This is a genomic window from Plantactinospora sp. CA-290183 (genome assembly GCF_050936375.1).
Taxonomy (GTDB): Bacteria; Actinomycetota; Actinomycetes; order Mycobacteriales; family Micromonosporaceae; genus Plantactinospora.
Genome location: NZ_JBNJMX010000001.1, coordinates 174,595 through 197,044 on the forward strand (window position 1 = coordinate 174,595; position 22,450 = coordinate 197,044).

The 22,450-nt window shown below is 73.1% G+C and carries 24 protein-coding genes and 1 pseudogene; 13 read left to right on the forward strand and 12 right to left on the reverse strand.

From position 1 onward, the window contains the following. Positions 1 to 26: 26 nt before the first annotated feature. On the reverse strand, positions 27 to 1,277 hold the full coding sequence (locus tag ACQEUR_RS00820) for an MFS transporter (protein WP_433023984.1): 1,251 nt from the start codon (positions 1,275 to 1,277) through the stop codon (positions 27 to 29). 152 nt (positions 1,278 to 1,429) lie between these two features. Between ACQEUR_RS00820 and ACQEUR_RS00825 the strand changes: the two genes are divergently transcribed. Next, the gene (locus ACQEUR_RS00825) at positions 1,430 to 2,212 is read left to right on the forward strand and encodes an IclR family transcriptional regulator (protein ID WP_433023986.1); all 783 of its coding nucleotides are present in this window, start codon (positions 1,430 to 1,432) and stop codon (positions 2,210 to 2,212) included. 146 nt (positions 2,213 to 2,358) lie between these two features. On the opposite strand, the gene ACQEUR_RS00830 is transcribed toward ACQEUR_RS00825, so the two are convergent. After that, the gene (locus tag ACQEUR_RS00830; protein WP_433023988.1) at positions 2,359 to 4,494 is read right to left on the reverse strand and encodes a PhoX family protein; all 2,136 of its coding nucleotides are present in this window, start codon (positions 4,492 to 4,494) and stop codon (positions 2,359 to 2,361) included. A gap of 356 nt (positions 4,495 to 4,850) precedes the next feature. Between ACQEUR_RS00830 and ACQEUR_RS00835 the strand changes: the two genes are divergently transcribed. Together ACQEUR_RS00835 and ACQEUR_RS00840 are read left to right on the forward strand one after the other, a co-directional pair. Continuing rightward, positions 4,851 to 5,366 (forward strand): sigma-70 family RNA polymerase sigma factor, encoded by a 516-nt coding sequence (locus tag ACQEUR_RS00835; protein ID WP_433025834.1) that lies wholly within the window; start codon positions 4,851 to 4,853, stop codon positions 5,364 to 5,366. Beyond that, entirely contained in the window at positions 5,363 to 6,055 is a 693-nt protein-coding gene (locus ACQEUR_RS00840) for an anti-sigma factor family protein (protein WP_433023990.1), read from the forward strand. The genes ACQEUR_RS00835 and ACQEUR_RS00840 overlap by 4 nt, the downstream gene beginning before the upstream one ends. A gap of 63 nt (positions 6,056 to 6,118) precedes the next feature. On the opposite strand, the gene ACQEUR_RS00845 is transcribed toward ACQEUR_RS00840, so the two are convergent. Together ACQEUR_RS00845 and ACQEUR_RS00850 are read right to left on the reverse strand one after the other, a co-directional pair. Then, a complete protein-coding gene (locus ACQEUR_RS00845) occupies positions 6,119 to 6,694 on the reverse strand; it encodes a hypothetical protein (protein ID WP_433023992.1) in 576 nt (191 codons plus the stop codon). Between the two features lie 209 nt (positions 6,695 to 6,903). Beyond that, entirely contained in the window at positions 6,904 to 7,983 is a 1,080-nt protein-coding gene (locus ACQEUR_RS00850; protein WP_433023994.1) for a class I SAM-dependent methyltransferase, read from the reverse strand. 101 nt (positions 7,984 to 8,084) lie between these two features. Between ACQEUR_RS00850 and ACQEUR_RS00855 the strand changes: the two genes are divergently transcribed. Genes ACQEUR_RS00855 through ACQEUR_RS00870 form a run of 4 tightly spaced genes read left to right on the forward strand, consistent with a single transcriptional unit; the run spans position 8,085 to position 11,225 of the window. Then, a complete protein-coding gene (locus tag ACQEUR_RS00855) occupies positions 8,085 to 8,510 on the forward strand; it encodes a TOBE domain-containing protein (protein ID WP_433023996.1) in 426 nt (141 codons plus the stop codon). After that, positions 8,507 to 9,301 carry a molybdate ABC transporter substrate-binding protein gene (gene modA, locus ACQEUR_RS00860; protein ID WP_433023998.1) on the forward strand — a complete coding sequence of 265 codons (795 nt, stop codon included), beginning with the start codon at positions 8,507 to 8,509 and terminating at the stop codon, positions 9,299 to 9,301. The genes ACQEUR_RS00855 and modA overlap by 4 nt, the downstream gene beginning before the upstream one ends. Continuing rightward, positions 9,298 to 10,125 (forward strand): ABC transporter permease, encoded by an 828-nt coding sequence (locus ACQEUR_RS00865; RefSeq protein ID WP_433024000.1) that lies wholly within the window; start codon positions 9,298 to 9,300, stop codon positions 10,123 to 10,125. The genes modA and ACQEUR_RS00865 overlap by 4 nt, the downstream gene beginning before the upstream one ends. Next, positions 10,122 to 11,225 (forward strand): ABC transporter ATP-binding protein, encoded by a 1,104-nt coding sequence (locus ACQEUR_RS00870; protein ID WP_433024002.1) that lies wholly within the window; start codon positions 10,122 to 10,124, stop codon positions 11,223 to 11,225. The genes ACQEUR_RS00865 and ACQEUR_RS00870 overlap by 4 nt, the downstream gene beginning before the upstream one ends. Here the strand turns inward: ACQEUR_RS00870 and ACQEUR_RS00875 are convergent. Genes ACQEUR_RS00875 through ACQEUR_RS00885 form a run of 3 tightly spaced genes read right to left on the reverse strand, consistent with a single transcriptional unit; the run spans position 11,222 to position 12,697 of the window. Beyond that, a complete protein-coding gene (locus ACQEUR_RS00875; RefSeq protein ID WP_433024004.1) occupies positions 11,222 to 11,920 on the reverse strand; it encodes a WXG100 family type VII secretion target in 699 nt (232 codons plus the stop codon). The two genes, ACQEUR_RS00870 and ACQEUR_RS00875, sit on opposite strands and share 4 nt — an antisense overlap. Further along, positions 11,917 to 12,249, reverse strand: a complete 333-nt coding sequence (locus ACQEUR_RS00880; protein ID WP_433024006.1) for a type VII secretion target — start codon at positions 12,247 to 12,249, stop codon at positions 11,917 to 11,919. Before ACQEUR_RS00880 ends, ACQEUR_RS00875 begins: the two co-directional genes overlap by 4 nt. Before the next feature lie 7 nt (positions 12,250 to 12,256). Next, positions 12,257 to 12,697: a YbaB/EbfC family nucleoid-associated protein gene (locus ACQEUR_RS00885; RefSeq protein WP_433024008.1), complete on the reverse strand. Its 441-nt coding sequence runs from the start codon at positions 12,695 to 12,697 to the stop codon at positions 12,257 to 12,259. Between the two features lie 221 nt (positions 12,698 to 12,918). Between ACQEUR_RS00885 and ACQEUR_RS00890 the strand changes: the two genes are divergently transcribed. Further along, positions 12,919 to 13,563, forward strand: a complete 645-nt coding sequence (locus ACQEUR_RS00890; protein ID WP_433024010.1) for a hypothetical protein — start codon at positions 12,919 to 12,921, stop codon at positions 13,561 to 13,563. After that, positions 13,560 to 14,480, forward strand: coding sequence for a hypothetical protein (locus tag ACQEUR_RS00895; RefSeq protein WP_433024012.1), 921 nt, complete (start codon positions 13,560 to 13,562; stop codon positions 14,478 to 14,480). Before ACQEUR_RS00890 ends, ACQEUR_RS00895 begins: the two co-directional genes overlap by 4 nt. Positions 14,481 to 14,616: 136 nt before the next feature. Here ACQEUR_RS00895 and ACQEUR_RS00900 read toward each other — a convergent pair whose 3' ends face one another. The 4 genes and pseudogenes from ACQEUR_RS00900 to ACQEUR_RS00915 form a co-directional block, all read right to left on the reverse strand. Then, positions 14,617 to 14,802 (reverse strand): DUF397 domain-containing protein, encoded by a 186-nt coding sequence (locus ACQEUR_RS00900; protein ID WP_433024014.1) that lies wholly within the window; start codon positions 14,800 to 14,802, stop codon positions 14,617 to 14,619. After that, positions 14,795 to 15,169 carry a Scr1 family TA system antitoxin-like transcriptional regulator gene (locus ACQEUR_RS00905; RefSeq protein ID WP_433024016.1) on the reverse strand — a complete coding sequence of 125 codons (375 nt, stop codon included), beginning with the start codon at positions 15,167 to 15,169 and terminating at the stop codon, positions 14,795 to 14,797. The genes ACQEUR_RS00900 and ACQEUR_RS00905 overlap by 8 nt, the downstream gene beginning before the upstream one ends. Positions 15,170 to 15,273: 104 nt before the next feature. Further along, a pseudogene (locus tag ACQEUR_RS00910) lies at positions 15,274 to 15,582 on the reverse strand (hypothetical protein); the annotation flags it as partial. A gap of 91 nt (positions 15,583 to 15,673) precedes the next feature. After that, positions 15,674 to 17,302, reverse strand: a complete 1,629-nt coding sequence (locus ACQEUR_RS00915) for an ABC-F family ATP-binding cassette domain-containing protein (protein WP_433024018.1) — start codon at positions 17,300 to 17,302, stop codon at positions 15,674 to 15,676. An 81-nt stretch (positions 17,303 to 17,383) separates the two neighbouring features. Here ACQEUR_RS00915 and ACQEUR_RS00920 point away from each other — a divergent pair, with 81 nt between their 5' ends. Continuing rightward, positions 17,384 to 18,058: a TetR/AcrR family transcriptional regulator gene (locus ACQEUR_RS00920; RefSeq protein WP_433024020.1), complete on the forward strand. Its 675-nt coding sequence runs from the start codon at positions 17,384 to 17,386 to the stop codon at positions 18,056 to 18,058. Positions 18,059 to 18,098: 40 nt separating this feature from the next. Here ACQEUR_RS00920 and ACQEUR_RS00925 read toward each other — a convergent pair whose 3' ends face one another. After that, the gene (locus ACQEUR_RS00925; RefSeq protein ID WP_433024022.1) at positions 18,099 to 19,697 is read right to left on the reverse strand and encodes a glycosyltransferase family 2 protein; all 1,599 of its coding nucleotides are present in this window, start codon (positions 19,695 to 19,697) and stop codon (positions 18,099 to 18,101) included. A 242-nt stretch (positions 19,698 to 19,939) separates the two neighbouring features. Between ACQEUR_RS00925 and ACQEUR_RS00930 the strand changes: the two genes are divergently transcribed. The 3 genes from ACQEUR_RS00930 to ACQEUR_RS00940 are packed head-to-tail and all read left to right on the forward strand — an operon-like array spanning position 19,940 to position 22,441. Continuing rightward, positions 19,940 to 20,974: a glycosyltransferase family 2 protein gene (locus ACQEUR_RS00930; RefSeq protein WP_433024024.1), complete on the forward strand. Its 1,035-nt coding sequence runs from the start codon at positions 19,940 to 19,942 to the stop codon at positions 20,972 to 20,974. 9 nt (positions 20,975 to 20,983) lie between these two features. Then, positions 20,984 to 22,150, forward strand: coding sequence for a glycosyltransferase (locus tag ACQEUR_RS00935; RefSeq protein WP_433024026.1), 1,167 nt, complete (start codon positions 20,984 to 20,986; stop codon positions 22,148 to 22,150). A 33-nt stretch (positions 22,151 to 22,183) separates the two neighbouring features. Next, positions 22,184 to 22,441: a hypothetical protein gene (locus ACQEUR_RS00940; protein ID WP_433024028.1), complete on the forward strand. Its 258-nt coding sequence runs from the start codon at positions 22,184 to 22,186 to the stop codon at positions 22,439 to 22,441. The last annotated feature ends 9 nt before the right edge of the window (positions 22,442 to 22,450 follow it).

Here is a 22,450-nt window from a genome sequence, read left to right on the forward strand (position 1 = left end):
GCTTTCTGTATAGGAAGGGCCCCCGCCTAACCGCTCGACCCAGCGCCGCTCGGACGGCCGAGCGCGGCGGGGGCGGGCGCGGGGTTCCGGTTGCGGAGCAGCATCCGGCGGCCGACCAGCATCAGCCCGGCCGCGCCGAGCAGCGCTCCGGCCGCCGCCGTCCACATGGTCGGATAGCCGATGTGTGCGGCGACGGTGCCGAACCCGAGCGGGCCGAGGCAGCCGCCCAGGTACACGCCGGTCTGGGTGATCGAGGTGGCGGCCGCCGGCGCCTGCGGGTGCAGCCGGACGACCGCGAGGTTCAGCAGCCCGGGCCAGGCCCAGCCGATGCCGAAGCCGAGCGTCACCCCGACCACCAGCGGCACCGGGCCGGAGAGGGTGAGCAGGCCCAGCCCGCCGGCGCCGACCACCAGCATGCCGGCGATGATCCCGACGTACCCGCCGGTGCGGCGGTCGGCCCACCAGCCGGCCCCGACCCGGCCGAAGACGCAGAGCGTGCCGCCGAAGGTCAGGACCAGCCCGGCGAGCGCCGGGGAGAGACCACGGACGGCCGCCGAGTCGACCACGAAGGTACCGAGCGCGTTCGCGCCGCCGGCCGCCAACGTGGCGGCGGCGCCGAGCACCACCAGCGCCCCGCTGGCTCGTCGGGCCTGCCGCCCGGTCTCCCGGCCACCGGGCGCCGAATCGGGCGGCACCAGCGGCAGGGTGGCCAGCGCCAGTCCGGCGGCGATGACGAAGGCCCAGCGCCAGCCGGCGGTGAGCGCCACCGTGGGTACGGCGGCGCCGGCGAGCAGCGTGGCCATCGGGATCGCCGCCTGCTTGAGCCCGAACGAGAGGCCCTGCCGCCCGGCCGGTACGCCCCGGGCCAGCGCGGTGTTGCTGGCGAGCTGGCCGAGCGCGTTGGCGCCCGCGCCGACCGCCAGCAGGCCCACCAGGGCGGCGTACGAGCGGGCCAGGACGGCGATGGCGAGCATGGTGGCGGCGGCGAGCAGGATCCCGGCGCGGGCGGTGCGCGCCGGCCCGTACCGTTCGACGAGCGCGCCGGACGGGACGGAGGCGAGCGCGCTGACGCCGAAGTAGACGGCGACGGCGAGCCCGAGCCCGGCGGGGGAGAACCGCAGTTCGGCACCGAGCTGGACGGCGAGCCCGCCGACCAGGAAGACCGGCAGGACACAGGCGATGGTGGTGGCGGTGGCGCCGGCGACGGTGCGACCGGGCCTACGAGCGGGGAGGTCGGAGGTTACGGGTGGCGGACTGATGAGGGGGAAATCGGCCATTTGAGACGAGCCTACGCGAGCCACACGTATGAACCCATCGTGTCGGTGGCTGCACACACGGTCGCCGTAGATCTGGCATCCTCGATCCGAACGGGCATTTCGCAGGCGCCCGGTTTTTCATATTGTGTAAGTCCCCAGCGGCGGAGGTGGTTGTGCGCGACCCCCTGGCGGAACCTTCGGACCTGATCCGCAGCGTGTCGCGTGCACTACGCGTGCTCGAAGCGGTCGGACGGGCACCGAAGGGGCTGACCGTAAAGCAGATAGCCCGGCGTTGCGAGTTGACTGTGGCCACGACCTACCACCTGGTCCGCACGCTCGCGTACGAGGGTTATGTGATCAGGCGCGAGGACGGCACGTACATCGTCGGATTGGAGGTGGCCGACCGGTACCGGGAACTGGTGACCGCGTTCCGGGGTCCGCCCGCGGTGGGCGAGTCGCTGCGGCGGGCCGCCTCGGACACCGGCTACAGCCACTACCTGGGCCGGTTCGTCGGCGGGCAGGTGGCGATCACCGCGCTGGCCGAGGGGCCGCGGTCGCCGTACCTGGAGGATCTGGTCCCCGGCTTCGACGAGGGGGCGCACGCCACCGCGCTGGGCAAGGCGCTGCTCGCCACCCTCACCCCCGAACAGCGGTTCCGCTACCTGCGCGAGTACGGCATGCGGCCGTTCACCTCGGCGACCCTGGTCGCCGCCGACGCGTTCGAGGCGGACCTGGCGGCCGGGGACCGGCGCGGCATGCAGCTGGAGCTGGGCCAGTTCCGGCAGGGGGTGGCGTGCGCGGCGGTGCTGGTCACCCCGGACAAGGACATGGAGCGCCGGGTGGTGCTCGCCTGCGCGCTGCCGGCCGCCGAGATGATGACCTCGGCCCGGGTGGTCCGGGCCAAGCTGTTGTCGGTGGCCCGCTCGGTCGCCGACGGGCTGGCCACCGAGGTCTGAGCCGACGGTGGTCTCCTGCCACCCGGTCCAGGGTGGCAGGAGACCACACGTGCCGTCCGGCGCCACTCAGGCCGCCGCACAGCAGGCGCGCCCGCCCCGGTGCCCAGCGGGCACCGGGGCGGGCCCGCTGGGCACCGGCGGCCGGCTCAGCTGCCGACGACGCCCCCGTCGAGCCGCCAGGTGCAGACCACGCCCGGCTTGGCGAAGTCACCGTCGGGCCAGTTGCTGGCCGGGTTCTCCAGCGAGGCGCCGTCGATCTCACCCGGGTGCTGTACGGCGACGAAGACCGACCGGTTGTCCGTGGTGACGAACGGCCCGCAGGTCTCCGCGCCGAGCGGGACGGTGAGGAACTGCTTCAGGTGCCCCCGCTCGGGCCCCTCCACAGCGGTGGCGAAGAGGCCGTCGTTGCTGCCCAGCGCGTTGCCGTCGGTGGAGATCCAGAGGTTCCCCGAACCGTCGAACGCCACGTTGTCCGGGCAGGAGATCGGCGAGACCTTGCTCTTGTCGTACCCGGCGAAGAAGGTGGACGCGTCCGCCGGGTCGCCGCAGACGATCGGCACCGACCAGGCGAACGTCTCCGAGGTGTTGTCGGCCCGGTCCTCGACCAGCTCCAGCACGTGCCCGTGCTTGTTGTTGGTACGCGGGTTCGCCTCGTCCGGCTTCGGGTTGGTCCCGACACCCCGGTTGGTGTTGTTGGTCAACGCCACGTAGACCTTGCCGGTGAGCTGGCTCGGCTCGACGTCCTCGGGGCGGTCCATCTTGGTCGCCCCGACCGCGTCACCGGCGAGCCGGGTGAAGGTGAGTACGTCCGCCGCGGTCATCCCGGGCACGTACGAGACGTTGCCCCGGACCAGCTTGATCCACCTGCCCCGGCCGTTGAACGCGCCGTCGGCCGGTACCTTGCCCGAGCCGTCGATCTCGTCGGCGCTGGTGTAGTCGAGCTTGGCGACGTAGAGGGTGCCGGACTCCAGCAGCGTCAGGTTGTTCTTCCGCGCCGTCCAGGAGTCGCCCTTGATGAACTTCTTGTCCGACACGAACTTGTAGAGGTAGTCGAACCGCTCGTCGTCGCCCATGTACGCGACGACCCGGCCGTCCCGGGCCACGATGACGTTGGCGCCCTCGTGCTTGAACCGGCCCAGCGCGGTGTGCTTGCGCGGGGTGCTCTCCGGGTCGAACGGGTCCACCTCGACGATCCACCCGAACCGGTGCGCCTCGTTGGGGTGCTTGGCCAGGTCGAAGCGCTCGTCGGCCCGCTCCCACTTGCGGCTGTCGGCGGGGTAGCGGGCGGTGGTGGTGATGCCGTACCGGGCCAGCTTCGGCTTGAGTGTCTCCGGGGCGGCGTCCGCGCCGACGAAGTACTGGTTGAAGTTCTCCTCGCCGCTCAGGACCGTGCCCCACGGGGTGACCCCGCCGGCGCAGTTGTTCAGCGTGCCGATCGCGACCCGGCCGCGCGGGTCGGCGGCGGTCTTCAGCCAGGCGGAGCCGGCCGCCGGCCCGGTGAACTCGAACCGGGTGGCCAGGGCGGTGATCCGCCGGTTGTACGGCAGCCGTCCCTTGCGCACCGGCGCCCACTGCCCGGTCCCGCCGACCCGCTCCAGCTCCACCACCGAGAGCCCGTGCGCCGCCATCGCGGTGCGGATCTGCTCCACGCTCAGCGCGTCCAGGCTGGTGAAGTCCGGGAACATCAGGTTCTCGTTGGTGTACTCGTGGTTCACCACCAGCAGGGCCCGCTCACCCCTGCGGTCCAGCGGGAGCACGCCGACGAAGTCGTTGTTGTAGCCGAACTGCTTCGACTGCTTCGCCGCGCTCTGCCGGTGCACGTCCAGCTCGGGTGCGTCCGGCAGCACCGGGTCGCCCCAGCGGATCACCACCGAGTGGTCGTACCCGTTCGGCACGACGAGGCTGTCGAGCTTGTTCGGCGGGATCGGCTTGAAGGTCAGGGCTCCGTTGCCGGCACCGGACCGGGCCGGGGTGAAGCTGTCGACCTCGGGCACCGCCGGCACACTCCCGGCACCGCCCGGTGCGGCCAGCGCCGGTGCGCCGGCGAGGGCGCCGGCCGCGGCGCCGCCGAAGCCGAGCACCAGGGCGCCGACCGCGCCGGCACGGACCACCCCGCGCCGGGTCACCTCGGTGCTGACGACGTCACCGAAGTACGGGTTGTCGGAGGAGTTCGGAACCGGGTGGTCGCAGGCGTTGCCGCACCGGTAGACACAGGTCATCGCGCTGCGCCCGCCGTGGCCCGCGGGGCCGAGCAGGGGGAGCAGGCGGGGTCGCTCGCTCATGGAGATGGAGCCTCCTTGCTGTCGGGGTGCCCGCCCGAGCCCGCGAACAGACGTACGGGATGCGGGCGGATGCCTGCCGGACGCTAGGAGGACGCCATGAGCGGGGCCCGGCCGCACGGTGAACGGAGATTGAACTCCGGCAGCCCGGGACGGTTGCCGACCGGACGGCTGAGGTGCCCATCGCCCGGCCGGCGTCCCGGGCTCGGGCGGACCGCCGGCCGGGTGAACCGCCGGCCGGGTGAACCGTCCGGGCGGCGGGTGCGTAACACCCTGCGAGGGAGGCGACGGGAAGGCCGGGAGAATCAGCAGCTCACGGACTCGACCAGCCGGACGGGACCGGGACCGGAGGGACCGCCATCAGCGATCAGGACGCCCAACTACTGCGCGCCATGCACGACGAGCACGCCGACGCGCTTCTCGCGCACGCCCTGCGGCTGGTCAACGGCGACCGGCAGCGGGCCGAGGACCTGGTGCAGGAGACCCTGCTGCGGGCGTGGCGGCACCCGGAGGCGCTGGATCCGCACCGGGGTTCGGTACGGGCCTGGCTGTTCACCATCGCCCGCAACCTCGCCATCGACGCCTGGCGCCGACGCAGCGCCCGGGTGGGCGAGGTGGTCACGGACGAGCTGCCCGAGCCGCCCCAGGTGGTCGACGAGGCGGACCGCGCGGTGGAGGCGTGGACGGTGGCGGAGGCGCTGGCCCGGCTCTCGCCCCCGCACCGCGAGGTGCTGGTCGAGTGCTTCTACCAGGGCCGGTCGGTGGCCGAGGCGGCGGTGCGGCTGGGCGTACCGCCGGGCACGGTGAAGTCGCGGACCCATTACGCGCTGCGATCCCTACGGTTGGTACTGGCGGAGATGGGGGTGACCGGGTGATGCGGTGTGACCACGCCCACGACGATGGCGCGTACGTGCTGGGCGCCCTCTCCCCCGCCGAGCGCGCCGCGTACGAGCGGCACCTCGCCGGCTGTCCGGCCTGCCGGGAGGCGGTCGCCGAGATCGCCGTCCTGCCCGGGTTGCTCGGCCGCCTCGACCCGGCCGGGCTGGAGCGGGTCGCCGCGCCGCCGACCGCCGAATCGCGGCTGCCGAAGCTGGTCGACGCGGCCCGGGCCAGCCGGCGCCGGGAGCGGTTGACCGGCCGGTTCCGGCTCGCCGGGGTGACCCTGGCCGCTGCCGGGCTGGCCGTGGTCGTCGGGCTCGGCGCGACCCGGCTGCCGCCGGGTGAGGACCCCGGCACCGGTGTCGAGGTGCGGATGGCCACCATGCAGCCGGTCGCCGGGGCCGTCCCGGTGACCGCCGAGATCGGCTTCAACGGCACCACCTGGGGGACCGAGGTGACCATGAAGTGCCAGTACCGCAAGACCGCCGACTACGCGAAGGCGTACACCTTCCGGCTGGTGGCCCACGGCCCGAACGGGGCGACGGAGCAGGTGGGGTCGTGGGTGGCCGCACCCGGTGACGACGTCACCTTCACCGGGGCGACCCGGTTCAGCCGCTCGGAACTGCTCCGGCTGGAACTCATCCGGTACGACGACACCCCGCTGCTCGCCTACGACGTGCCGTGACCGGGGCTGCCCGGCCGGACAGCGGAGAGCATCTCCGGGTACGCCAATCGGCAGCGGGACCGCCTACCCAGGCCAGTCGACCTCCTTTATGCCGAGAACCCGTCCGCCGCCGAAGGCGATCCGCAGCACCCGCCCGGGTGCGGGAAGGACGTCGAAGAACCAGAACGCGACATTGCCGGGACGCCCGCCGAGCGAGCGCACCGAATGTTGCGCGGCCAGATAATCCCGGAGGCTGGTTCCGGAGACCGGCTCGCCGAGCAGACGCACCACGTCCTGTTTCGACATGCCGGCGGTGATCTCGACCCCGGCGGCCACGGCCATCCGGTCAAGCCTGGACGGTGGACGAGCCTGCTCAGCCGCCGCCTCCGCCACGGCCCGCTGCCGGTCCTCCGCGTACCGTTCGCGGAGAACCAGTTGCATCTGCTCGGCGTGCGCGTCCCAACAGGCAGAGTGGACCAGCCATTTCCGCGTCCCGTACAGAGGGACCGACGGGATGTCGGTTTCCGCTTCCGGCGATCCGAGCAGCTTCAGCAGTCTCCGGGCGAAGTCGGCGTCGACGTCCACGCCATGCCGGGTGCCCCAGGCGCGCTTCCGACAGACCAGGCAGTCTGCGATGCGTAGCCTGTCGAGAAGGCCCATCCGAGGTCCCTCCGCTTCCGTCCCGCGCACCCCGAGCGTAGCTCCGGAGAACGACAGACCCCGCGCGGCCGGTGTCCTCGGCTTCGACGCAGCCCGCCGGCCCCGTCGACCGAGCCCGATCGGAGGACCGCTGTCCGGCCGGTCGTCGTCGCGGTCCGTTCCCGGCCTGGCGCGGCCGCCGTCGCTGGCTGCGGTTGTCGCTGCGGGTGCTAGTCGAGTGGCGGGGGCGCGGTGTCAGGTCCGTACCGGGTCGCCAGGGCGAGGAACCGGTGTGCCGCGTCGTCGTAACCGGTCAGCCGCCATCCGGTCCGCGCGGTCGAGTGGCGCAGCGGTGCCTCGCTGAGGGGCTCGTCGGGCCGTAGGGCGCGGCCGTGCCGGGCGGCGAGGGCGGCCCGGCCGGCGGGGTGGAACAGCACCAGCCGGCCGCCGGGGCGGGTGATCCGGGCCAGTTCACGGAGGGCCTCCTCGGCGTCGGGCAGGTGGCTGAGCAGCCCGGCGGCGAAGACCGCGTCGACGGCGGAGTCGGCGAGGGGCAGTTGCCGGACGTTGCCCAGGAGCAGGGTCGCGGCCGCCCGTGCGGCGTGCCCGTGGGCGGCGTCCAGCATCTCCGGGGTGAGGTCGAGGCCGAGCACCGTGCCGTCCGGGCCGACGGCGTCGCGGAGCGCGGGCAGCGCGCGGCCGGTGCCGCAGCCGACGTCGACGACGACGCCGCCGGCGGGCAGGTTCGCGGCGGCGACCGCCGACGCGTACGCCGGCAGGTCGTCGCCGAACCGGGTGTCCCAGGTGGCGGCGCGGACCGCGAAGAACGCCTGGGACTCGCTGACGTACCACTGGTCGGGCGGCGCGAGCCGGTCGGCGACGTGGCGGAGCACCGGCCAGGCCGGGTGGTGCAGGTCGATGACGATGTCGGCGCCGTCGTCGCGCCCGCCGCCCCCGGGTCGGGTGCGCAACCAGATCACCACGTCCCAGTCGCCGCCCGGCGGGTGCGCGCGCCAGCGGGCGCCGTCGGCCAGGGCGACGGTGTCGGGCGTACGGGCGGCGTGCCAGTTGTCCTCGTCGGCCAGCGGCGCCCGGTCGGAGAGCCGGGTGCAGGGGCGACCGATGCTCCGCAGGGCTTCGGCGAGGCGGTCGGCGACCGTGGCCGCGTGCGGTTGTGCGCCGTCGACCAGCACGGACGGCGCCCCGGCCGGCAGGGCGCCGACGAGGTGGTCGAGGACCAGCGTCCACCGGCGGGCCTGCGCCCCGGTCAGGGTCTGCCCCGTCGGTACGGGCAACGGTCCGTCAGCCATGACTCAATCATGCAGTTGCCAGCCACAAAAGGGAATATCGCCGCCGATGCAGCCCGATCGACGGCTTCCATGCTGCATTTGCGGCAGCTATCGTGACCGACGTGACGGTGTTTCGGATCGGTGAGGCGGCGGAGCTGGTCGGGGTCAGCCCGGACACGATGCGCCGGTGGATCGACGCGGGTCGGCTGGCCGCCGGTCGGGACGGGCAGGGACACCGGGTCATCGACGGGACGGATCTGGCCGCCTTCCTGCGGGCGCAGGCGTCCCAGCCGGAGGACGGCTCGGACGCCTCCTCGGCGCGCAACCGACTGCGCGGCATCGTCACCGCCGTGGTCAAGGACACCGTGATGGCCCAGGTGGACATCCAGGCCGGCCCGTTCCGGGTGGTGTCGCTGATGAGCCGGGAGGCGGTCGACGAACTCGACCTGCGGGTGGGCTCGGTGGCGATCGCGGTGATCAAGTCGACGACCGTTGTGGTGGAGAAGCCGGCGGCGACCACCGGAAGCAGAGGGAGGACCGGCTCGTGACCGCAGGACGGAAGCGCCTCACCCTGGCCGCGCTCGCCGCGCTGGCCGTGCTGGGGCCGGCCGGCTGTGGCGACGACGCCTCCGGCCCTCGGTCGGGCAGCGGCGGCCCGGGTGTCACCGGCACCGTCACGGTGTTCGCCGCCGCGTCGCTGACCGAGTCCTTCACCCAGCTCGGCAGGGACTTCGAGGCGGCCAACCCCGGGGTGAAGGTGACGTTCAGCTTCGCCGGCAGCTCCGCGTTGGCCAACCAGATCAACCAGGGCGCCCCGGCGGACGTCTTCGCCGCCGCCGCACCGGCGAACATGACCACCGTCACCGACGCCGGCAACGCCGACGGCAGCCCGAGGGCCTTCGTCCGCAACCAGCTCGTCATCGCCGTACCGAAGGGGAATCCGGACCGGGTGGCCGGCCTCGCCGACCTGGCCCGGCCCGGGGTCAAGGTCGCGCTCTGCGCCGAGCAGGTGCCCTGCGGGGCGGCGGCCAAGCGGGCCCTCGACACCGCGAAGGTGCCCCTCAGCCCCGTCACCCTGGAGCAGGACGTCAAGGCGGCCCTGGCCAAGGTGCGGCTGGGCGAGGTGGACGCCGCACTGGTCTACCGGACCGACGCGAAAGCCGCCGCGGCCGACGTGGACGGGATCGAGTTCCCCGAGTCGGCCGGGGCGGTCAACGACTATCCGATCGTGGTGCTGCGCGACGCGCCCAACCCCGCCGCCGCGCGGGCCTTCGTCGGCTACGTGTTCTCCGACGCAGGCCGGAGCGTGCTCACATCGGCCGGTTTCCAGACCCCGTGACGGTGCCCCGGTCGCCCGGACGAACCACCCGGCGACGTGGCGGCACCAGCCGGCCGCCGGTCGCGCTGCTGGTGCCCGCCGGCCTCGGGCTGCTTTTCCTGGTGCTGCCGCTGGTCGGGCTGCTGGCCCGTACACCGTGGACGACGCTGCCACAGCGGCTCGCCGAGCCGGGTGTGCTCACCGCGCTGCGGCTGTCGCTGCAGACCGCCAGCCTCGCCACCCTGCTCTGCCTGGTCCTCGGCGTACCGCTGGCCTGGCTGCTGGCCCGGGTCGAGTTCCCTGGCCGCCGACTCGTACGGGCCCTGGTCACCGTCCCGCTGGTGCTGCCCCCGGTGGTCGGCGGGGTCGCCCTGCTGCTGGTCTTCGGCCGCCGGGGGCTGCTCGGCTCCTGGCTCGACGCGACCTTCGGGGTCACCCTGCCGTTCACCACCGCCGGTGTGGTGCTCGCCGAGGCGTTCGTGGCGATGCCCTTCCTGATCATCGCGGTGGAGGGGGCGCTGCGCGGTGCGGACACCCGCTACGAGGAGGCCGCCGCCACCCTCGGCGCCGGCCGGTGGACCACCTTCACCCACGTCACGCTGCCGCTCGTGGCGCCCGGAATCGCCGCCGGGGCGGTGCTCTGCTGGGCCCGCGCGCTGGGCGAGTTCGGCGCGACGATCACCTTCGCCGGCAACTTCCCGGGGCGTACCCAGACCATGCCGCTCGCCGTCTACCTGGCGCTGGAGACCGATCTGGAGGCGGCGATCGTGCTCAGCCTGATCCTGCTCACCGTCTCCGTGGTGATCCTCGCCAGCCTCCGCGACCGCTGGATCGGCAACTCGTGACCGCCGACCTGTCCGTGGCCGGCGCCGGGGCCGGGGTCGGCGGCCCGCTGCTCGACGCCCACCTGCTGGTGGAGCGGGGCACGTTCCGGCTCGACCTGCCGCTGGTGATCGACCCGGGCGAGGTCGTCGCGCTGCTCGGGCCGAACGGTGCCGGCAAGACGACCGCACTGCGTACCCTGGCCGGGCTGATTCCGCTCTCCGCCGGGCATCTCACCCTGGCCGGCCGGGATCTCGACCGGCCCGGCCATCGAGTGTGGACGCCCGCCGAACGGCGGCCGATCGGCGTGGTGTTCCAGGACTACCTGCTCTTCCCCCACCTCAGCGTGCTGGACAACGTGGCGTTCGGTCCCCGCCGGCAGGGGCTGGACCGGCGGCGGGCCCGGGAGCGGGCCGCCGGCTGGCTGGACCGGATGGGGCTGGCGGAACACGCCCGCCGCAAACCACGGCAGCTCTCCGGCGGTCAGGCCCAACGGGTCGCGCTGGCCCGCGCCCTGGCGGTCGACCCGGCGCTGCTGCTGCTGGACGAGCCGCTCGCCGCGCTGGACGCCCGGACCCGGCTGGACACCCGGGTCCAGCTCCAGCACCACCTCGCCGCACATGCCGGGGCCACGCTGCTGGTCACCCACGATCCGCTGGACGCCCTCGTGCTGGCCGACCGGCTGGTCATCGTCGAGCACGGCCGGGTCGTGCAGGCGGGCGACGCCGCGACCATCACCGCGCAGCCCCGTACCGACTACGTGGCCCGGCTCGTCGGGCTCAACCTCTACCGGGGGCGGGCCGACGGCCGCCGGGTCCTGCTCGCCGACGGTTTCGCCGTCACCGTCGCCGAGCCGTTGCGCGGGGACGTCTTCGTCGCGTTCCCGCCCTCGGCCGTGGCGTTGCATCCGGGCCGCCCCGACGGCAGCCCCCGCAACAGCTGGCCGGCCACGATCAGCGGCATCCAGCGGCACGGTGACAACCTGCGGGTGCAGCTCACCGGCCCGATCGGGGTGGCCGCCGACGTCACCCCGGCCGCCGCCGCGCAGCTCCGGCTGGCACCGGGCCAACCGCTGTGGGCCGCCGTCAAGGCCGCCGAGACCCGGGTCTACCCGGCCGGCTAACCGAGCAGCCGGGCAAGGTTGGTCAGGCTGGTGACCAGGGCGCCGATGTAGGTGACGATGCGGGCGGCCCACTTGACGACCGCCGCCGTGATCTGCGCGGCGACCACCGGGATCGTCACGACGAAGATCGCCTCGACGGCCCACACGATCACCCGGGCCACCAGGTCGGCGATGAGGTCGCGCACGATGTCCCGGGTGAACGCCACCAGGTTTCCCGCCGCCTGGGTGGCCGCCGCCATCGCCGTCGAGATCCCGCCGAGCCCGCCGAGGGCATCGACGTTGCAGGCCATCATGCTCCGGTACGCCTCGGCGGCGTCACCCCGCCAGCCGGCCAGGTCTCCGGTGACGCGCGATTGCAGATCCGCGGACATGCGCTGCAACTCGCCGGCCATGTTCTCCCAGGTGGCCGCGTGTGAGGCGACCACGTCCGGCATGCCGGCGAGGTCGTCGAGGATCGAGCGCAACGGCTCGAAGTACTCCATCGCCCAGCCGAGCCCGTTGGCCAGCAGCGCGCTGAACGGGTCCAGGGCGCTGGCGACGACGTCCAGGGCGAACGTCCCACCGGCCAGCAGGTCGTCGACCCATCCCTCGCTGCGGATGGCGTCGACCAGATCCTCCACGCCGTCGGCGAGCGAGGCGCCGGTCCAGGCCTCCCGGGTGGAGGTGACCCCGGCGACGAGCGACGTGTCGGTCATCGCGCCAGACCGTCCGGGGAACGTCCGCGGAGCCGGTCGAACGCGTCGGCGGCCCGCAGGTCGGTGTTCTCGTAGTTGTCGGCGGCGGCGCGCAGGTTGCCGGCGGCCAGCGAGAGGTTCTCGGCGACGTAGGCGATCAGCTCGTCCTGCCGGACGTGCCGGCCCTCCAGCAGCCCGGAGATCCAGCCGCACAACTGCCCGTACGCGGCGTCGTTCTGGGTGATGTGTGCGCTGGCGCCCTTGACCGCGCCGAAGCGCTCCGCCAGGTCCTCGAGGTTCCCGGCGTGCGACCGGATCTGCCCCACCTCGACGTCGTAGCCGTTGCTCACGCTTCCCTCACCACCGGTACGGATCGCGGTCGGTCTGCACGGTCCCGCGCTCGACGCCACGGAGCTGCTGGTCGACCCGCTCCGCGATGGTCCGGGCCGCCGGGGAGTCGACGCCCACGGTCTCCGCGATGATCTCCCGTGCGCGGTCGGCCGCCTTCTTCCGGGCCCCCTGGATCGTGTTCATGATCGCCCTGGACACGGCCTCGGGCGCGACCCGCTGGATCCGGGGGGTGAGCCGCAGGTCGACCAGGGCGCCGGTGTGGTCGATGGTGACCTGGGCCAGTCCGTTGTCGTCGGTCGCGGTCACCCGCAACTGGTCGAGGCGGTCGCTCATCGCCCTGGTGTCCGCCGCCAGCCGGTCGATCTGTCCCTTCCACGCCGACAGGTGCTCCATGGCCCCGTCGGGGTCCAGGATGCCGCCCCCGCCGGGCTGCATGCCGATCGCCACGTTCCCACCTCCCGTCGACGCCTCGGCTCATCGTAGGTTGGTGGCTCAATGACCATGATCGCGGCCGGGGCGTCGTCGCGGACGGGCGGTGAGCGCGGCTGCCGGCGGCGTGGCCGGGCTGGTCGCGTATGCATAGACTGCGGCCGGCCAGCACGTCGAAGCCTGGTGACCGCCGGCCGCTGGCAGGTGGTACGACCGATCCGATCGGCTGAAGGGCGACCATGACGGGAAAGCCACGGGGTGGCGACGGCGACGGCGGAAGCGGCGACGGCGGGAACGTCCCGCGGCAGCGTGGTCGTTCCGGTGGCGTGCCGGCGAACGTGGCCAGGGCCCAGGACGACGTCGGGGAGGTCGCGCGGCGGGGCCGCCAGGGTGGTGGCGGCCAGTCGTCCGGGACCGGTTCCGGGAGCGGGCGCGGCCGGCAGTCCTTCCGGGGCGGGGACGACGTGCCCGGTCCGGCGCGGGGCAGGGAACTCCGGATGCCCCATCCGCGGCACACCGTGTCCGGTGCGCGCAGCGGTGCGGTCAAGGACCCCAGCACCGTGTACCTGCGCGGCTACGAGAACGTGGCGCGGGACGACGTCGCGCAGATCGCCGCCGGGAACGCGACCTGGGACACGGAGAGGCAGCAGTACCACGTCAACGGCCGCTCGTACGGGGTCGAGTCGTCCGGGACCGTCTTCCCGGTCTCCGGTGAAGGCATGGCAAAGCTGACCGGCAACGAGTACGCGGCACTCAAGGAGATCGCCAAGGCCGGCGGTGACCTTTCGCAGGCGCAACAATTGACCATGCACCCGCGCTTCGTGAACAACCCGGATGCGGTCGCGAAGGCGAAGGAAATTTACGACGGGACGTACGAGCCGTGACCTACTACCTCCTGATCTACGGCGAACTGCGCCGGGACCGGCTCGTGGCGGCGTTGGCCGCGCTGCTGTCGCTGCCGGTCGAGGCGGTCGACATCGGCGACGAGGACGAGACCGACCGTAACTGGTCGGCCCCCGTCATCTGCACTGTCTCGCCCCGCCTCGGTGAGCTGCACTGGCACCTGGACATCTACCTCACCGAGGCGATCGCCCCGCAGCCGGCCGAGTCTGACCTCGCGACGGGGCTGGCCCAGCACCTGCGGACGGTGGTGGCCTACCCGGGCGAGGAGTCGCGGCCGAGCGCGTACTGGCTGGTCGGCCCGGACGGTCGTCGCACCCGGGCTCGGATCTACGACGACGGCCCGGACGAGGAGCCGGTGTACCGGATCGACGCGGTCGAGCACCCGGTGGCGGCGTTGCCCGGCCTGCCGCTGGCCGCGATACCGGAGGTGATCCACGAACACCCCATGCCCACGCCGATCAGCGACGGGGTTGCGGCGCTGTTGCGGCCCTGGTTGCCGGCGAGCGTGAGCGCGCCGGGCGTATCCGACGTGGAGAAGGCGACGTGGCTCGCCCACAACCGGCTCGGCGCCTGGGAGGGCATGGTGGCCCGGCTCGCGGCCGGATGGCCGCCGGACGGGTGGTACCCGGCGGAGTACTACCGGGACGGTATGGCACTGCGTGACGAGCTGGTCCGGGCGGGTCAGACGTTGCCCGAGCCGGTGCGGGTGCCGTTCGCGGTGGCGCTCGGCGAGATCGACCAGCGGTTCGTGACGCTGACCGAGGACGACGAGGGCGCGGCGTTGGCGGCGGAGCTGGGTGACGCGTCGGCCGTGTCGACGGACCCGGCGCGGTGGTGGTGGCAGCGGATCCCGCAGCCGGTGCCGTGGCGGGACCAACCGGCCCGCGACGGCTCCTGACCGCCCGGCAGCTCGCAAGCGCGGCCCGGCAGCTCGCAAACGCGGCCCGGCAGCTCGCAAACGCGGCCCGGCAGCTCGTGGAAGCGGCCGGGCAGCTCGTGGAAGCGGCCGGGCAGCTCGCGGAAGCGGCCCCGGTCTACCGCCCGGGCGGGGTGGCGAGGAAGGCCCGCCACGCGGCGGAGGTGAAGAGCAGCGCCGGCCCGGCCGGGTCCTTGCTGTCCCGTACCCCGACCGCGTCGGGCAGGTCGGCGGCCACCTCGACGCAGTCGCCCTCGCCACTGCGGCTGCTCTTCCGCCACGTCCCGCCGGTCAGCTCAGTCATCGACCCTCTCCCGGATGATGGCGCCGATCAGATCCTCCGACGCCTCCTGGCCCAGCGCCAGCTCATCGAGCCGCCGCCATATCTCATGGTAGGCCGCGAGTTCGGCCGGCTTGTCCAGGTAGATCGCCCCGGTCATGTTCTCGCTGTAGATGGTGGTCGGCTCCGGCGGTCGGGTGCCGACCGCCGGAAACTCGAAGATGTTGAACGAGGGTGCGTTCGCGGCCCAGTTCAGCCCCGCCGCCGTGGGCAGCACCCGGACGCTGACCGAGGGGAGCCGGTTGACGTTCGCCAGGTGGGCGAGCTGGGCCAGCCAGGCGTCCTCGTCGGCGATCGGCCGGCGCAGCACCGACTCCTCGACGATCGCCACCAGCCGGTCGCCTTGGACGCCCGGGCGAGGCTGAACAGCACGTCGCTCATCTGGTCCGAGACGCCGTAGAGCCGGCACATCGCCTCGACGTCATGGCTGCGCACGACGGTTTCGCCCCGCTCGATCCGGTACATCCGGGCCCGCGACCACTCCAGGGTCCGCGCCGCGGTTCCAGGCTGATCCCGGCCTCCTCCCGGGCCAGCTTGAGATACCGGCCGAGCTGCCGTCTGGGTACGGTCGATCCCCGGTCCTTCAGCACCGCGTCCCCCTATCCGCCGGATGAGCCTGATTGGTCCAATCCAGACCCTCATCGGGTTACGCGCAGTGATGTCAAGGCTCCGCTCTGGATGATCTCTCCTGCTCGTCGCCCCGACGGACCGGGTTGCCGATCGAGGGTGATGCCTCTGAGACATACATATGACCCAGAGGCATCACGCTCGATCGCGACATCACTTCAGCGCCGCCGCCCCGCCCTCGGCCGCCCCCGGTCCCGGCCGCCGCGGGTCAGCGGGGCCGTGCCACCCGGCCCTCCGTCCAGACCGGCTCGTCGGTCTCCCGGACCTGTCCGTCGGCGGAGAAGAGCAGATACCGGTCGGTGTGCGCGGCGAACCAGCGGTCATGGGTCACCGTGAGCACGGTGCCGGCGAACTCCGCCAGGCCGCGTTGCAGGGCGTCGGCGCTGGCCAGGTCGAGGTTGTCGGTCGGTTCGTCCAGCAGCAGCAGGGTGGCCCCGGCGAGTTCGAGGAGCAGGATCTGCAACCGGGCCTGCTGGCCACCGGAGAGGGTCTGGAACGGCTGGCTGTGCGCGGGTGCGATCTCGTAGCGGGCCAGGGCGGCCATCGCGTCGTCCCGGACCAGCGCATGGTCGCGGATCAGGATCTCGGCCGGGGTGCGGTCGTGCAGGTCCGGGCGGGCGTGGGTCTGGGTGAAGAGCCCGGGTAGGACGCGGGCGCCGAGCCGCACCTCGCCCCGGTGCGGCACGGTGCGCTGCTCCGCCGGCGTGCCGGCCTCGGCCAGCAGCCTGAGGAACTGGGACTTGCCCGAGCCGTTCGAGCCGAGCACGGCGACCCGCTCGCCGTACCAGACCTCCAGGTCGAATGGTCGCATCAGGCCGGTCAGCTCCAGCTCGCGGCAGATCAGCGCCTGTTTTCCGGTACGCCCACCGCGCAGCCGGACCCGCACGTTCTGCTCCTTCGGCGGCCGGGTGGGTGGTCCGGCCGCCTCGAACCGGGCCAGCCGACTCTGCGCCGCCCGGTACGCCGAGGCGAGCGCGTCGTTGCGGGCGGCGCCCTGCCGGGCGGTGTGCACCAGGTGACGGAGCCGGGCGCGCTCCTCGTCCCACTGCCGCCGGCGCTCGTCCAGCCGGTCGATCCGGTCCCGCCGGGCGGCCGGATAGCTGGCGAAGCCGGAGCCGTGCACCCAGACCTGGCGGTCCTCGACCGTGACGATCCGGTCGGCTGCCCCGGCGAGGAGCTGTCGGTCGTGCGAGACCAGCAGCACGGTCTTGGTGCCCGCCGCGAGCTGGCGTTCCAACCACTGCTTGCCCGGTACGTCGAGGTAGTTGTCGGGTTCGTCGAGCAACAGCACCCGGTCCGGCCCGCGCAGCAGCGCCTCCAGGACCAGGCGTTTCTGCTCGCCCCCGGAGAGGCAGTTGACGCCCCGGCCGGCCGCCCGGTCGTACGGCACACCCAGGGCGGCAGTGGTCACCGCGTCCCAGACCACCGCCAGGTCGTAGCCGCCGGCCTCGACGTACTCGGTGACCGCGTGCGCGTAGCCGAGCTGGGTCGGCTCGTCGTCCTGGACACCGAGGGCGCGTTCCGCCCGCGCCAGCGCGGCTGCGGCCCGCCGGATCCGCTCCGGCGCCACCGAGAGCAGCAGGTCGCCGACGGTGCGGTGATCGCGGACCGAACCGATGAACTGGCGCATCACCCCGAGCCCACCCGTGCTGACGATCTCGCCGCCCGAGGGCGCCAGGTCCCCGGCGATCAGGCGCAGCAGGGTGGTCTTGCCGGCGCCGTTCGGCCCGACCAGGGCGGCGGTGGCGCCCTCGCCGACCCGGAACGAGACGTCGTCGAGGAGCGGGCGCCCGTCCGGGAGCAGATAGCTCAGGTGCTTGACCTCGATGTGTGCCATCGCGACCTCCGGGCTCTAGAACAACGTACCGGATACTAGAACAACGTTCTAGAGCCCGATCGTCATACTAGACTCCGTCCCATGTCAGGCGTATGGCTCCGGCCCGGACGTCCCGCCCGCACCGGCCCGCCGCTGAGCCGGGACCGGATCGTCGCGGCGGCGGTGGAACTGCTCGACGCCGAGGGGGTCACCGGGCTGACCATGCGGCGGCTGGCCGAGCGGCTCGACGCCGGTTCGACCACGCTCTACTGGCACGTCGCCACCAAGGACGACGTGCTCGACCTGGCGCTGGACCACATCTTCGGCGAGGTGGAGCTGCCGACCGGGGAGGCCGGGTCAGCCGGGGACTGGCGCGCGGACGTCGAGACGCTGCTCCTCGGCTGGCGGGCCGCGATGCTGCGTCACCCCTGGTCGGCGGCGCTGCTGGGCCGGCCGATGCTCGGCCCGAACGTGCTGGCCCGGACCGAGTTCCTGGTCTCGGCGCTGCGCCGGAGCGGACTGGTGGAGCCGGACCTCGGCGCCGCGACCCACGGGCTGGCCAACTACGTGATCGGCTCGGCGGTCACGCTCGCGTCGGCGCGACCGGAGGACACGGACTCCGGACCAGCGGCCCGGGAGCATCTGGCCGCCCAGGCGGACCGCTATCCCGCCCTGGTCGCCAGCGGCCACCTCGACGACCGGGACTGGGACGACACCTTCCGGCGCGGGCTGACGTACCTGCTCGACGGGCTGGCCGCGCGCACCGGTTCCGGGTGACAACCTTGCGAACGGCGGCCACCCTCCCCGCCAGGCCGCGCTAGCGGCGGCGGAGCATCCCGCGCAGCCGGGCGGTGACCCGGTTCGGGGTGACCGGCACCACCGAGATCATCAGCCGGCCGGACTCGTCCCGGGTCGGGACGAGCACGTAGAGCCGGGCGCCGCGCCGGCGCATCAGCGGGACCGGCCGGTGCAGCCCCGGCGCCCGGAGCGCGGCGGCGCCCGCCGCGCCGGTGGCGTTGCCGGCACCGACCGCACGGGCCGGGTCGAACGGACCCGGCTGGGCCGAGACCGCCCGGCGCTGGCCGGTCGCGTCGCTGCCGGCGAGCAGGTCCGCGGCCCGGAACCTGATCCGTACGGTGGTGCCGGCCGTGCCCTGCGCGACGACCAGCACGTCGGCGGGGATCTCCTCCGCGCTCACGGTGAGCGGGTCGACGCCCAGCGCGGCGAGGTCCGGCACCGGCGTGTGCGCGGTAATGCTCAGCACCCGCTCACCCCGCTCGTCGGTCTCCCAGGCCAGCGCGGTGGCGTCGAGTTTCGCCGCCCAGTCCGGCGCGCCGGTCACCTCGAAGCAGGAGTCCGGCAGGTGCCGCCCGGGGGCGCGGAAGCCCGGGTAGCCCGCGTACCGCCGGCCGCCCTCCACCACCGTCGCCGGCACCCCGGTCTCCGCGTCCTGCCGGATCGCGGCGAGGAGGTCGTCGAGGGCGCCGTCGCGGGTCAGCGCCAGCCGGATGCGGGTCTCGGCGTTCAACTGGGCGGCGATGTCGGCGCTGAGGTGGTCGGCCACCAGCCGGCCGACGCCCTCGTGCACGAGCCGCTGGGTCTCCCGGTCGAGGTGGAGCAGGTCGTCCTCGACGAGCTTGGCCACCTCGTGGTCGAAGCGGCGCAGCAACACCGCGTCCCGGTGCTTGCCGGGCTCGATCAGCTTCGCCACGAACGCCAGGTTCGCCTCGACGGTGCGCAGCCGCTCCACGTGCCGGCTCAGGTAGGTGATGTTGGTGGCGCTGAACCGCCGTACGGCGTAGTAGAACTCGTAGTCGGCCAGCACCGAGATGCGCCTCGCCCGGTAGCACGCCTCCAGGGTGAACGGCAGGTCGCTGCCGATCGGCAGGTCCTCCGGGTAGCGGATGCCGTGCCGCTGGAGCATCTCCCGGCGGAACAGCTTGGTGTTGGCCAGCGACCGGGGCAGTGGCGAGTCGAAGAGGTCGACGTCGATCTCGTTGCGCGCGAAGATGTCCTGGTAGATGTGGCGGCTGTTGACCCCGACCACCTTGCCCAGGACCACGTCCGAGCCGTAGTCGTCGGCCGCGCCGACCAGCCGGTCCAGCGCCTCCCGGCCCAGGTGGTCGTCGGCGCCGACGAAGAAGACGTACCGGCCGGTGGCGGCGTCCAGCCCCCGGTTGCAGGGGCCCGCGGGACCACCCGAGTTGGCCTGGTGGATGACGGTGAAGACGCCCGGATAGCGCGCGGCGAACCGGTCCAGCTCCTCACCGCTGCGGTCGGTCGAGCCGTCGTCCACCGCGACGACCTGCATCCGGTGCAGGCCGATGGTCTGCTCGACCAGCGAGGTCAGGCACCGGGTCAGGTACGGCATGGTGTTGTAGACCGGCACCACCACGCTGACGTCGGGCGTACTCATCGAGATTCGGTTCTCCGACTTTTTCGACCGGGGTTCGTTCGATTCCCGGCGAGTGTACGGCAATGGTGTGCGCCACTTTCGGACCGAAACCTCCGGACACCCTCCGGCAGGCTGCCGCTTCCTTGTTGTACGGGTATTCGCCGCCCTGAATTAACCCGCGAGTCCCGCTCGGCTAATAGTCTTTCCGCCGATGCGCCTCCGGCAGGACAGCCTCGTCTTCACGACTGAGTTAGCAGGTCTTCATGTCCTATTCACCTGACGTCAGCGTGGTGATTCCCACCCATTCCCGGCCGGACCTGGTGACCCGGGCCGTACGGAGCGCCCTGGCGCAGACCGTCGACGACATCGAGGTCATCGTCGTGGTCGACGGACCGGACGAGGCGACCAGCGCGGCGCTGGCGGCGATCGACGACGCCCGGCTGCGCGTGGTGGTGCTGCCGGAGAAGGGCGGGGCGCCGAACGCCCGCAACGTCGGCGTCCGCGAGGCGCGCGCCGACTGGACCGCACTGCTCGACGACGACGACGAGTGGCTGCCCGACAAGCTGGCGGTGCAGCTCGACCTGGCGCACGGCGCCCGGGTCCGGATGCCGATCATCGCCACCCGCCTGATCAACCGCACGCCGCGCGCCGAGTTCGTCATACCGCGCCGGCTGCCGGACGCCGACGAGCCGCTGAGCGAGTACCTGACGGTCCGACGTGGCCTGTTCCACGGCGACGGCTTCATTCAGACCTCCACGATCATGGCCCCGACCGAGCTGCTGCGCCGGGTCCCGTTCACCGTCGGGCTGCGCCGGTTGCAGGAACTCGACTGGACCCTGCGGGCGCTCAGCCACGACGACGTCGACCTGATCATCTCCGCCGAGCCGCTGGTGCTCTGGCACCAGGACGAGGACCGGCCGAGGGTCACATTCGACACCTCCTGGCAGGAGCAGTTGGAGTGGTTCCGGCGGAGCCGGCCGCTGATGACGCCCCGGGCGTACGCGGCGCTCGGCACGAGCGTGATCAGCTCGATGGCGGCGCCGACCCGCAGCCTGCGGGTGTGCCGGACGGTGCTGCGCGAGGTCCGACAGCACGGCCGGCCGGGTGCGCTCGACTACCTGACGTTCGCGCAGATCTGGCTGATCCCGCCGGGGTTGCGGCGTAGTCTGCGGGACCGGGTCCTGAGGCGGCCACGCCGCACCGCCGGCCGCCCGGGTACGCCGGCCGGGGCAGGTCGCTCCGCTGCCGGGGTGGCCGGGGCCGGCGCCGGGTCGTCGAAAGGATCGAACCACCGATGAAATGCCGCGATGTCCGACGGTAGGGCGGTCGTGATCTGGCGCAGTGCACTTCTGCTCGCGTCCGAGACGTTCATCCGTAATCAGGGCGACGCGCTCACCCGGTGGCGGCCGTCCTTTGTGGGCGCCACCAAGACCGAGTCGTTTCTCGCCCTGGACTCCGACGTCATCGCCTATCCCGACGGCGCGCGGGGCCGGCTCGCCTTTCTCCGGCACCGGTTGACCGGCCGGTCGACGGCACTCGTCCGGCTCCTGACGCAATTGCGCCCGGCCGTCGTCCACGCGCATTTCGGCGGCGACGGGTGGCTCGTCAGCCGCGCGGCCGAGCGGCTCGGCGTCCCACTGGTGATCACCCTGCACGGGTACGACGTGACGCGGGAACCGAAGGCGGCCGGCATCCGTGGCATCCGTTACCGACGGAACCTGCGTACCGCCTTCGAGCGGGCGACGCTCGTCATCGCGGTCTCCGAGTTCATCCGGCAGCAGGCGATCGCGCTCGGCGCGGATCCGGCCAAGGTGCGCGTGCACCACATCGGGGTGACGGTCCCGCCCGCCCCGGCGCCGACGCCGAAGCGCTGGGACGTCCTCTTCGTCGGCCGCTTCGTGGAGAAGAAGGGGATCGACGACCTCGTCGAGGCGGTCGGCACGCTGGGGCAACCCCGGCCACGGCTCCTCTTCATCGGTACCGGGCCGCTGGAGGCGCCGATGCGGGAGCGGGCCGCGGCGCTGGGCCTGGACGCGACGTTCCTGGGTGTACAGGAGCCGGCGGTCGTGCGGCGGAGCATGGCCGAGTCGCGGATCTTCGTCTCCCCCTCCAAGACGGCGTCCGACGGGGACTCCGAGGGGTTGCCGACCACCATCCTGGAGGCGGCCAGCCTCGGCCTACCGACGGTCTCGACCCGGCACAGCGGCATCCCGGAAGGGGTGGTGCACGGCGAGACCGGGCTGCTCGGCGCGGAGGGCGACCGGGCGGCGCTGGCCCGGCACATCCGGCAGTTGCTGACCGACGACGCGCTGCGGACCCGGCTCGGCGACCAGGCGCGACGGCACGTGGCGGCCCACTTCGACCTGCGGAAGCAGACCGCCCTGCTGGAGGAGCTGTACGACGAGGCGGCCGGCGCGATCGGCCGCCGGAGCGGCGTGCCTGACGTACCGGAGTCAATCTCTCACGTATCGTGACGGAGTGCCTGCCTGGCCTTCCTGCCCTTCGGGGTGCTGCTCCCGGCCCTGGTGGTGGTCCTGGTGCTGCTCGCGCTGACCGTCGCGATGAACGTCGCCGAGGAGATGACGGTACGTCGGCACAACCTGGGGCACCTGTGGCGCTTCGGGCCCACCGTGCCGGGGGCGCCCGAACCGAACGTGCCGCCCTCCTCGGAGATCGATCCGGGCACCGGTGCCGCCCGCCCACCGGCGGCGGGGCGTACCGCCGAGACCGGGCCGGAGCCGGACGGACCCGCCGTCGGTGGCTGAGCCCGGCCG